General features: G+C 29.2%; 1 protein-coding gene. It reads right to left on the reverse strand.

Annotated elements, in window-relative coordinates; translation table 11 throughout:
- Positions 1 to 377 precede the first annotated feature (377 nt).
- Positions 378 to 662: YdhK family protein (locus KA883_RS11120; protein ID WP_210139984.1), on the reverse strand; the 285-nt coding region annotated here is incomplete at its 5' end.

Genomic DNA, 662 nt, shown 5'->3' on the forward strand with positions numbered 1-662 from the left:
ATCGTCTTAAAACTCGTGTTTTTTTATATTTATAATACATTGATTATAACACAAGTTTATAGACTTAAATATTCAAGAAAAACCTCTTATGTGACTTTACAAGCTAATTTAGAATAACTTTTCTTGATAAATGATAAAGCTCAATACATTCACTATTCCATTTTTTATATTTTTCGAAATTCCATTGATAAATTATAAAAGATCCCCTCATTTTCATTAAAATCATTTAATTTTTCTAAACAAATGGCCACTCTCATTATTGTGGATATGAGAGTGGCCATAAATTTTATTTGTTTACTTGTCTATTTAACAAAGGGGATTCTCATTGCATTTGTGAATAACTAACTAAATACTTTAAAGCTTTAAAATGATAGACATTAACGAGATTTTAGTTCGTCAGTTGTCATCCATTTATGATTTTTAACCATCTCATCGTTTTCTGTTGATTTATAATCCACCATATAAACGGTTGTTTTTTCTACATCATCAATTTGAGCTTCTGCACCTTTCATACCAGGCATATGGTCAGCTTCTAATTTAACTGTATCACCTTTCTTGAATCCATTTTCAGGGGCATCTGCAACTTCCTCATTAACGACCCATTTGTGATTATTAACTTTTTCATCACCATTTGTAGGTGTGTAACTCACGACATAAGCATA

The organism is Staphylococcus sp. GDY8P54P, from assembly GCF_017892645.1.
Classification (GTDB): domain Bacteria; phylum Bacillota; class Bacilli; order Staphylococcales; family Staphylococcaceae; genus Staphylococcus; species Staphylococcus ureilyticus.